This is a genomic window from Pantoea sp. CTOTU49201 (assembly GCF_032054795.1).
In the GTDB taxonomy this organism is placed as follows: Bacteria; Pseudomonadota; Gammaproteobacteria; order Enterobacterales; family Enterobacteriaceae; genus Pantoea; species Pantoea symbiotica.
In genome coordinates this window covers 1-9280 of sequence record NZ_DAMBSA010000017.1, presented here as the reverse complement: position 1 = coordinate 9280, position 9280 = coordinate 1, and the positions used below count along the sequence as shown (strand labels likewise).

Here is a 9280-nt window from a genome sequence, read left to right as displayed (position 1 = left end):
GTCGCCACGCTGACCGGCGCTTGCGTGATTGCGCTGGGTCATCATGTCAGCGGTTTGATGTCGAACCACAATCCACTGGCGCACGAGCTGATCAGCGCGTCAGAGCAGTCCGGCGACCGCGCCTGGCGCCTGCCGATGGCGGATGAGTATCAGGAGCAGCTGGAATCCAACTTTGCTGATATGGCGAACATTGGCGGCCGTCCTGGCGGTGCGATTACTGCGGCCTGCTTCCTCGCGCGCTTTGCACGTAAGTTTAACTGGGCGCACCTGGATATCGCCGGTACCGCATGGCGTTCCGGTAAAGCCAAAGGCGCAACCGGTCGTCCGGTACCGCTGCTGTCGCAGTTCCTGCTGAATCGCGCAGGATTGAACGGCGACGATTAAGTTGTCGCAATGCGGTCATTGAAACGGTGCGCATGAATGCGCACCTTACTCCGTAAGGTCGCCATTTATGGCGACCTTATTGTTGGACGCACGAAACCCGATGACGCACAATGCGCCCCACTGTCATTTATGGAAATGAGTCCGCCATGAAAAACGCCACTTTCTATGTGATGGAGTCTGAGAGCGCCAGCGACGGCCTAACCGCCATCGAAGCATTGGTGTGCTCTCTTGCCGAAACACGCTGGCGTGACGGCAAACGCATCCTGATTGCCTGCGAAAACGAAGAACAAGCCAATCGGCTGGATGAAGCGCTCTGGCAGCTCCCGGCCAACGCCTTTGTACCGCACAACCTGGCCGGAGAAGGCCCGCGCTACGGTGCACCGGTTGAGCTGGCCTGGCCGCAGCGTCGCGGCAGTTCACCGCGCGATCTGCTGATCAGCCTTCTGCCACAGTTCGCAGATTTTGCTACTGGTTTCCATGAAGTGATAGACTTCGTTCCTTATGAAGAATCCCTAAAACAACTGGCGCGCGATCGCTACAAAGCCTATCGCAGCGTTGGTTTCCAATTGAATACGGCGACGCCACCCTCGCCGCAAACGACAGTGTAGAAATGGAAAAGACATATAACCCGCAAGATATCGAGCAGCCGCTCTACGAGCACTGGGAACAGCAGGGCTACTTTAAACCGAATGGCGATACCAGCCAGGAAAGCTTTTGCATCATGATCCCGCCGCCGAACGTCACCGGCAGCTTGCATATGGGTCACGCTTTCCAGCAGACCATCATGGATACCATGATTCGCTACCAGCGCATGCAGGGTAAAAATACCTTGTGGCAGGCCGGTACCGATCACGCCGGTATCGCCACGCAGATGGTGGTAGAACGCAAAATCGCCGCTGAAGAGGGCAAAACGCGCCAGGATTATGGCCGCGATGCGTTCATCGACAAAATCTGGCAGTGGAAAGCGGAATCTGGCGGCACCATTACGCGCCAGATGCGTCGTCTCGGCAACTCGGTTGACTGGGAGCGTGAGCGCTTCACCATGGATGACGGTCTGTCCAATGCGGTGCGCGAAGTGTTTGTCCGCCTGTACAAAGAGAACCTGATTTACCGTGGCAAGCGCCTGGTGAACTGGGATCCAAAACTGCGTACTGCCATCTCCGATCTGGAAGTGGAAAACCGCGAGAGCAAAGGCTCGATGTGGCATATCCGCTATCCGCTGGCTGACGGCGTTAAAACCGCTGAAGGCAAAGATTATCTGGTGGTGGCTACCACACGTCCGGAAACCCTGCTCGGCGATACCGGCGTAGCAGTTAACCCGGAAGATCCACGCTATAAAGATCTGATCGGCAAAGAGCTGATCCTGCCGCTGGTGAACCGTCGTATTCCGATCGTTGGCGATGAACACGCTGACATGGAAAAAGGCACCGGCTGCGTGAAGATCACGCCTGCGCATGACTTCAACGACTACGAAGTGGGTCGTCGTCATAAGCTGCCAATGATCAACATTCTGACCTTTGATGGCGATATCCGCGAGCGCGCGGAAGTGTTCGACACCAATGGCGAAGTCAGCGACGAGTGCGCAGACGACATCCCGGCACAGTTCCAGAAGATGGAGCGTTTCGCCGCGCGTAAAGCGATTGTTGCTGCCGTTGATGAGATCGGCCTGCTGGAAGAGATTAAACCGCACGACCTGACCGTACCTTACGGCGATCGCGGCGGCGTGGTGATCGAGCCAATGCTGACCGACCAATGGTATGTGCGCACCGCACCGCTGGCGAAAGTCGCGGTTGAAGCGGTAGAAAACGGCGACATCCAGTTTGTGCCGAAGCAGTACGAAAACATGTACTTCTCATGGATGCGCGACATTCAGGATTGGTGTATTTCACGTCAGCTGTGGTGGGGACATCGCATCCCAGCATGGTACGACAACGACGGCAACGTCTACGTTGGCCGCACCGAAGACGAAGTGCGTCAGGAAAACAATCTGGCCGCCGACGTGGCGCTGCGCCAGGACGACGACGTGCTGGATACCTGGTTCTCGTCCGGTCTATGGACCTTCTCGACGCTGGGCTGGCCAGAGAACACCGAAGCGCTGCGTACCTTCCATCCAACCAGCGTGTTGGTGAGCGGCTTCGACATCATCTTCTTCTGGATTGCGCGCATGATCATGCTGACCATGCACTTCATCAAAGATGAAAACGGCAAGCCGCAGGTGCCGTTCAAAACCGTTTATATGACCGGTTTGATCCGTGATGAAGAAGGCCAGAAGATGTCCAAGTCGAAAGGCAACGTCATCGATCCACTGGATATGATTGACGGCATTTCGCTGGAAGATCTGCTGGAGAAACGTACCGGCAACATGATGCAGCCGCAGCTGGCTGAGAAGATCCGCAAACGTACCGAGAAGCAGTTCCCGGACGGCATCGTGCCTTCAGGTACCGATGCGCTGCGCTTTACCCTCGCCGCGCTGGCGTCTACCGGTCGTGATATCAACTGGGATATGAAGCGCCTCGAAGGTTATCGCAACTTCTGTAACAAGCTGTGGAACGCCAGCCGCTTCGTGCTGATGAACACCGAAGAGCAGGATTGCGGCCAGAACGGCGGCGAAATGAAGCTGTCGCTGGCGGATCGCTGGATTCTGAGCGAGTTCAACCGCAGCGTGAAAGCCTATCGCGAAGCGCTGGATAGCTATCGCTTTGATATCGCGGCCAACATTCTGTACGACTTCACCTGGAACCAGTTCTGTGACTGGTATCTGGAGCTGACCAAGCCGGTGATGACCAGCGGTAGCGAAGCGGAACTGCGCGGTACGCGTAATACGCTGGTTACCGTGCTGGAAGCGCTGCTGCGTCTGGCGCATCCAATCATTCCTTACATCACCGAAACCATCTGGCAGCGTGTGAAAGGCCTGAAAAACATCGACCACGATACCATCATGCTGCAGCCGTTCCCGCAGTATGACGCGGCGAAAGAGGATGCCGAGGCGCAAGCCGATATCGAGTGGATGAAGCAGGCGATCGTCGCGGTACGTAATATACGTGCTGAGATGAACATCGCACCAAGCAAGCCGCTCGACGTGCTGCTGCGTGACTGCTCTGCCGCCGCTCAGCGTCGCGTAGAAGAGAACCGCACCTTCCTGTCGCGTCTGGCGCGCCTGGAAAGCCTGACCATTCTGCCTGCGGGCGAGAAAGGTCCGGTTTCGGTCACCAAGATTGTTGAAGGCGCTGAGTTGCTGATCCCGATGGCGGATCTGGTCAACAAAGAAGCCGAGCTGGAGCGTCTGGCGAAAGAGCTGGTGAAACTTGATGTCGAAATCGAGAAGATCCAGACCAAGCTGGCGAACGAAGGCTTTGTCTCACGTGCGCCGGAAGCGGTTGTAGCGAAAGAGCGTGAGCGCGTGGCTGAGCTTGAGCAATCAAAAGCAAAACTGTTTGAACAGCAGGGCGTGATTGCGGCATTGTAAGCGCTTCAGTCCAACTGCTTAATCGAAGCCGGGCACTGCCCGGCTTTTTTATACCGGAAGATAATGATGACCACCGACGCCTCCATCAATTTAAAGGTGCGCCCCATTACTGCAGCCGATAACTCGCTGATCGCGCAAGTGATCCGTGATGTGTCAGCTGAATTTGGCCTGACGGCGGACAAAGGCTACACCGTGTCCGATCCTCATCTCGATCGCCTGTTCGAACTCTACAGCGAAGCCAATAGCGCCTACTGGATTGTGGAACATGATGGTGTGGTGGTGGGCGGCGGCGGCGTTGCTCCGCTGGCCTGCAGCGCGCCGGATATCTGCGAGCTGCAGAAGATGTATTTCCTGCCGCAGGTGCGCGGCTTAGGGTTGGCGCGCGATCTGGCGCTGCGCGCCATGGAATTTGCCCGTCAACGGGGTTTTCAGCGCTGCTATCTGGAGACGACTGGTAGTTTGACGCGTGCGATTAAGTTGTATGAGTCGTTGGGGTTTGAGCTGATTGATAGCGCGATGGGTTGTACCGGGCATGTGGATTGTGAAGTGCGGATGTTGAAGGTGTTGTGATGATTGAGGTCGCCATGAATGGCGACCCTACGGTTATAGCCGGTTTTTTGTAGGGTGCGCATTCATGCGCACCAAATTGCCGGCACACCACTATGAAAGCGTAGCTCGCCATCCGGTTCGCTGATTAAGCGCGCTTCTGTTTCACCAAACACCTGCACGCGCGGGGCAATGTCCTTCGGCGAAATCTGCTGCGCCAGCTTCAGGTAATCCTGATAGTGACGCGCTTCTGAGCGCAGCAGCGAAATATAGAACTTCTCCAGTTGCTCATCCAGATACGGCGCCAGGCTGGCGAAACGCTCGCAGGAACGCGCTTCGATATAGGCGCCGCAAATCAGCTTATCCACCAGCGCTTCCGGCTCATAAGTGCGAATTTCGCGAATCAGCCCTTTGGCATAGCGGCTGGCGGTGATTTTGCGATACGGCAAACCGCGCGACTGCATGATTTCCCACACCTGATAGAAGTGATGCAGCTCCTCTTTCACCAGTAGCACCATCATCTCCACCAAATCGTCAGCCCATGGCAGTTCGTTGCGCACGATAATGCTTTTGGTCAGATTCTTGTGGGCATTGATGAAGTTACTGTCCTGCTCGTCGCGGTAGATAAAATCTTCATACGGCTTGAGCCACGCCAGAATGGCATCACCACTCGGCTTATCCGCCACGTATTTACGGATGATAAACACCGCGGTTTGCGCGGCCTTCAATTCGCAAACCATGTGATCGGTGAGCAGTAACGTCAGATTTTCCGGCTTGCGCGCTTCATCAATCCACGCTTGTGGCGTGCGGCAATGCAGGAATTGATAGATCGGTTCTAATAGCGGAGCGTAATTCATGGGCAGTCTTTTGTCTTACGGGGAAACGTTTCAGGGCGGCGAGCGCCGCCCATTAATGCTTAGTGACGCACACCGTTGTCTTCTTCGTCGTCGATGAACTCGCCATCGTCGTCTTCATCTTCGGCATCAGGATCTTCAAAGTAGGTGCCCCAACCGTCGTAATCGACGTTGTAGCTGCCCGCCAGATTCACCAGCTGCTCAACCTGCGCATCAATCAACTCAGGCTTCAACGCGCCTTCGCTCAGGATATCCACACACATCACGGTGGTGCCGTCTTCCAGCTCCAGCTCTTCTGGCTCGCTCACTTCGTAGCCCAGTTTGAAGGCATCAACCGCGACCTTCTCCAGCGAGTCAAAGTTGTTGCAGGAGAGATGATGCTCAATAGTGTAAAGCGCATCTGGATCGCTGCCGTCTTCCAGCAACTCTTCAATGATCAGTCGCGTCTCTTCGCGCTGTTCTTCCAGCAATGCTTCATATGCCATGGGTGTGTCCTCAAATATTCGGCTGAATACAATTATTTTCCCACACTGCCTCGCGCGCCACTACACAAAACAACAAGTTTCTTAACGCCGGGGTTGAAAATGCATATTCATACGGTTAAATTGAATTTTAATTCATTTTAAAGTGAGTATTCGGAGCGCTGTATGAGTCAGCTACATCAAAGACATTTCCTGAGATTGCTGGATTTCACCCCAGCCGAAATCGATTCTCTGCTGAGTCTGGCAGGTGAATTAAAACACGCAAAGAAAAATGCCAGCGAAACGCAGTACCTGAAAGGCAAAAACATCGCGCTCATCTTCGAAAAAGACTCGACTCGTACCCGATGCTCTTTCGAAGTTGCCGCTTACGATCAGGGCGCTAACGTTACCTATCTCGGCCCAAGCGGCAGCCAAATCGGCCATAAAGAGTCGATGAAAGACACCGCGCGCGTGCTGGGACGCATGTATGACGGTATTCAATATCGCGGCTACGGCCAGGAACTGGTGGAAACCTTAGCGGAATTCGCTGGCGTGCCGGTGTGGAACGGCCTGACGACTGAATTCCACCCCACGCAGCTGCTGGCCGATCTGCTGACGATGCAGGAACATCTGCCGGGCAAAGCGCTGAATGAAATGACGCTGGTTTACGTCGGTGATGCGCGCAACAACATGGGTAACAGCATGCTTGAAGCCGCTGCGCTGGTCGGCCTCGATCTGCGTCTGGTCGCGCCAAAAGGCTGCTGGCCGGAAGCGGAACTGGTGGATCAATGCCGCGTGGCCGCGCAGCAAACCGGCGGTAAAATCACCCTGACCGAAGATATCGCCGAAGGCGTGCAAGGTGCCGACTTCATCTACACTGATGTGTGGGTGTCGATGGGCGAAGCCAAATCGGTGTGGGAAGATCGCATCGCCCTGCTGCGTCCTTATCAGGTTAACAGCGCGATGCTGGCACTGACCGGCAATCCGCAGGTGAAATTCCTGCACTGCTTGCCGGCCTTCCATGACGACAAAACCACGCTGGGCCGGCAAATGGCCGAGCAGTACGGTTTACAGGATGGCATGGAAGTGAGTAATGAGGTGTTTGAATCGGCGCACAGCATCGTGTTCGATCAGGCTGAAAACCGCATGCACACCATTAAAGCGGTGATGGTGGCGACGCTCGGTAAGCTATGATTGGTCGCGCCGCAAACGTTTACCTCGTGCGCGATATTTGCTTGATGCAAATCAGTGAATGCGTATAATGCGGCCCAATTTGCCGGAGGAAACATGCAACAGCGCAGCGCACAATTTGACGCTCAACGACGCCTGAAAGCGGGCGGCGCATCTGTTTCTTTCCGTCATCAATCGATCGTAAAAAAAGCCCCTTAAGCAGGGGCTTTTTTTTGTCCGCAATCCGGCAGCGCAGAGGAGAACGCTATGGCCAACCCGCTATATCGCAAGCACATTATTTCCATCAACGATCTCAACCGCGACGAGCTGGAGCTGGTGCTGCATACCGCCGCCCAGTTGAAAGCCAATCCCCAGCCGGAGCTGCTGAAACACAATGTGATCGCCAGCTGCTTCTTTGAAGCTTCAACGCGCACGCGCTTGTCGTTTGAAACCGCGATGCATCGTCTCGGCGCGTCGGTGGTGGGCTTCGCCGACGGCAGCAATACCTCGCTCGGCAAGAAAGGCGAAACCCTCGCCGATACCATTTCGGTGATTGGTACTTACGTCGATGCCATCGTGATGCGTCATCCGCAGGAAGGCGCGGCGCGTCTGGCGACGGAATTCTCCGGCGGCATTCCGATACTGAATGCCGGTGATGGTGCTAACCAGCATCCGACGCAAACGCTGCTCGATCTCTTTACCATTCGCGAAACGCAAAATCGCCTCGATAACCTGAATGTGGCGATGGTCGGCGACCTGAAATATGGCCGCACCGTGCATTCACTGACGCAGGCGCTGGCGAAGTTTGATGGCAACCGCTTCTTCTTTATCGCGCCGGATGCGCTGGCGATGCCGTCGTACATCACCGATATGCTGGATGAGCAGAACATTGCCTGGTCGCGCCACGACACCATCGAAGAAGTGATGTCAGAACTCGACATTCTGTATATGACGCGCGTGCAGAAAGAGCGCCTCGATCCGTCGGAATACGCCAACGTTAAAGCACAGTTCATCCTGCGCGCCGCCGATTTAGCCGGTGCGCGCGACAACATGAAAGTGCTGCATCCGCTGCCGCGTATCGACGAGATCACCACCGACGTCGATAGCACGCCGCACGCCTGGTATTTCCAGCAAGCTGGAAATGGCATCTTCGCTCGCCAGGCACTGCTGGCGCTGGTACTGAATCGCGAACTGGCACTGTAAGGAGCAAAGCGATGACACACGATAATAAATTGCAGGTTGAAGCCATCAAACGCGGCACGGTGATTGACCATATCCCGGCGCAGGTCGGCTTTAAATTACTGTCGCTGTTTCGTCTGACCGAAACCGATCAACGCATCACCATCGGCCTTAACTTGCCGTCGGGCGAGATGGGTCGCAAAGATCTGATCAAGATCGAAAATACCTTCCTGACCGACGATCAGATCAATCAGCTGGCGGTGTATGCGCCGCTCGCCACGGTGAACCGCATTGACGAATACGAAGTGGTAGCGAAGATCGCCCCAACCTTGCCGGATCGTATTGACCGCGTGCTGACCTGTCCGAACAGCAACTGCATCAGCCGCAACGAGCCGGTGTTCACCAGCTTTGCGGTGAAAAAGCGCGAAGATGATGTGCATCTGAAGTGCAAATATTGCGAGAAAGAGTTCGCGCGCCACGTGGTGCTCGGTCACTGGTAATCGCCCGCGTCGTCCCTATAATGGGACGATTCATTTCGCGGCGGACATCGGTCGGCCGCGCACTTTCAAGGAGAAACAATGTCTCGCGAAATCAGTACTTCAAACGCACCCGCAGCGATTGGCCCTTACGTGCAGGGCGTGGATCTCGGCAGCATGATCATCACGTCAGGCCAGATTCCGGTTAATCCCGCCACCGGCGCCGTTGCCGACGATGTTTCTGCGCAGGCACGTCAGTCACTGGAAAATGTGAAGGCGATTGTCGAAGCCGCAGGCCTGAAAGTGGGCGATATCGTGAAAACTACCGTGTTTGTGAAGGATCTGAATGACTTCGCCACGGTGAACGCAACTTACGAAGCGTTCTTCACCGAGCACAACGCCAGCTTCCCTGCGCGTTCTTGCGTAGAAGTGGCGCGTCTGCCGAAAGATGTGAAGATTGAGATTGAGGCGATTGCGGTTCGTCGTTGATTGATCGCGGTGCGCATAAATGCGCACCCTACGCTTTTCGTAGGGTCGCCATTAATGGCGACCTCTGTTATTTAAACGATCGCAGTAACTTCTCCAGCGGCCGCACCAGCGCCAGCACTGTTTCGTCCTGCACCTGCGCTGCCGCATCCAGTTGCGTATGCATCTGCGCCACCTCACCTGCGCCATACGCCTGATTACGCTCCAGCGCGTTGACCAAATCCAGTCCCATTCGGCTCAACTCTGCTACTTGCTGTA

The 9280-nt window shown here is 55.5% G+C and carries 10 protein-coding genes and 1 pseudogene; 8 read left to right on the top strand and 3 right to left on the bottom strand.

Translation table 11 applies throughout. The features are described from left to right. The 4 genes and pseudogenes from RTY00_RS02435 to RTY00_RS02420 all read left to right on the top strand — a co-directional run. A pseudogene (locus RTY00_RS02435) lies at positions 1 to 384 on the top strand (leucyl aminopeptidase); the annotation flags it as partial. A gap of 146 nt (positions 385 to 530) precedes the next feature. Next, the gene (locus RTY00_RS02430; RefSeq protein WP_008104246.1) at positions 531 to 992 is read left to right on the top strand and encodes a DNA polymerase III subunit chi; all 462 of its coding nucleotides are present in this window, start codon (positions 531 to 533) and stop codon (positions 990 to 992) included. Between the two features lie 2 nt (positions 993 to 994). Then, positions 995 to 3850: a valine--tRNA ligase gene (locus tag RTY00_RS02425; RefSeq protein ID WP_258144481.1), complete on the top strand. Its 2856-nt coding sequence runs from the start codon at positions 995 to 997 to the stop codon at positions 3848 to 3850. Between the two features lie 66 nt (positions 3851 to 3916). Continuing rightward, positions 3917 to 4420 (top strand): GNAT family N-acetyltransferase, encoded by a 504-nt coding sequence (locus tag RTY00_RS02420; protein ID WP_061718228.1) that lies wholly within the window; start codon positions 3917 to 3919, stop codon positions 4418 to 4420. Positions 4421 to 4482: 62 nt separating this feature from the next. Here the strand turns inward: RTY00_RS02420 and miaE are convergent, their stop codons facing one another. Together miaE and rraB are read right to left on the bottom strand one after the other, a co-directional pair. After that, complete coding sequence (gene miaE / locus RTY00_RS02415; RefSeq protein WP_312663287.1) at positions 4483 to 5253, bottom strand: tRNA isopentenyl-2-thiomethyl-A-37 hydroxylase MiaE; 771 nt, start codon at positions 5251 to 5253, stop codon at positions 4483 to 4485. Between the two features lie 59 nt (positions 5254 to 5312). Continuing rightward, positions 5313 to 5735 carry a ribonuclease E inhibitor RraB gene (rraB, locus tag RTY00_RS02410; protein ID WP_008104254.1) on the bottom strand — a complete coding sequence of 141 codons (423 nt, stop codon included), beginning with the start codon at positions 5733 to 5735 and terminating at the stop codon, positions 5313 to 5315. A gap of 162 nt (positions 5736 to 5897) precedes the next feature. On the opposite strand from rraB, the gene argF reads away from it, so the two are divergent. The 4 genes from argF (at position 5898) to ridA (ending at position 9025) form a co-directional block, all read left to right on the top strand. Continuing rightward, positions 5898 to 6905 carry an ornithine carbamoyltransferase gene (gene argF / locus RTY00_RS02405; protein ID WP_258144479.1) on the top strand — a complete coding sequence of 336 codons (1008 nt, stop codon included), beginning with the start codon at positions 5898 to 5900 and terminating at the stop codon, positions 6903 to 6905. Between the two features lie 243 nt (positions 6906 to 7148). After that, the gene (gene pyrB, locus RTY00_RS02400; RefSeq protein WP_312663286.1) at positions 7149 to 8084 is read left to right on the top strand and encodes an aspartate carbamoyltransferase; all 936 of its coding nucleotides are present in this window, start codon (positions 7149 to 7151) and stop codon (positions 8082 to 8084) included. A gap of 11 nt (positions 8085 to 8095) precedes the next feature. After that, positions 8096 to 8560: an aspartate carbamoyltransferase regulatory subunit gene (gene pyrI / locus RTY00_RS02395; protein ID WP_007886734.1), complete on the top strand. Its 465-nt coding sequence runs from the start codon at positions 8096 to 8098 to the stop codon at positions 8558 to 8560. Between the two features lie 78 nt (positions 8561 to 8638). Next, positions 8639 to 9025 (top strand): 2-iminobutanoate/2-iminopropanoate deaminase, encoded by a 387-nt coding sequence (gene ridA, locus RTY00_RS02390; RefSeq protein ID WP_277976830.1) that lies wholly within the window; start codon positions 8639 to 8641, stop codon positions 9023 to 9025. Positions 9026 to 9092: 67 nt separating this feature from the next. Here the strand turns inward: ridA and RTY00_RS02385 are convergent. Next, the coding region (locus RTY00_RS02385) for a hypothetical protein (RefSeq protein WP_312663285.1) at positions 9093 to 9280 on the bottom strand (188 nt) is incomplete at its 5' end.

What these genes read in the sequence shown, in the direction of transcription:
- RTY00_RS02430 (WP_008104246.1), top strand. Translation starts at nt 531, where the DNA reads ATGAAAAACGCCACTTTCTATGTGATGGAGTCTGAGAGCGCCAGCGAC.
- RTY00_RS02425 (WP_258144481.1), top strand. Translation starts at nt 995, where the DNA reads ATGGAAAAGACATATAACCCGCAAGATATCGAGCAGCCGCTCTACGAG.
- RTY00_RS02420 (WP_061718228.1), top strand. Translation starts at nt 3,917, where the DNA reads ATGACCACCGACGCCTCCATCAATTTAAAGGTGCGCCCCATTACTGCA.
- miaE (WP_312663287.1), bottom strand. Translation starts at nt 5,253, where the DNA reads ATGAATTACGCTCCGCTATTAGAACCGATCTATCAATTCCTGCATTGC.
- rraB (WP_008104254.1), bottom strand. Translation starts at nt 5,735, where the DNA reads ATGGCATATGAAGCATTGCTGGAAGAACAGCGCGAAGAGACGCGACTG.
- argF (WP_258144479.1), top strand. Translation starts at nt 5,898, where the DNA reads ATGAGTCAGCTACATCAAAGACATTTCCTGAGATTGCTGGATTTCACC.
- pyrB (WP_312663286.1), top strand. Translation starts at nt 7,149, where the DNA reads ATGGCCAACCCGCTATATCGCAAGCACATTATTTCCATCAACGATCTC.
- pyrI (WP_007886734.1), top strand. Translation starts at nt 8,096, where the DNA reads ATGACACACGATAATAAATTGCAGGTTGAAGCCATCAAACGCGGCACG.
- ridA (WP_277976830.1), top strand. Translation starts at nt 8,639, where the DNA reads ATGTCTCGCGAAATCAGTACTTCAAACGCACCCGCAGCGATTGGCCCT.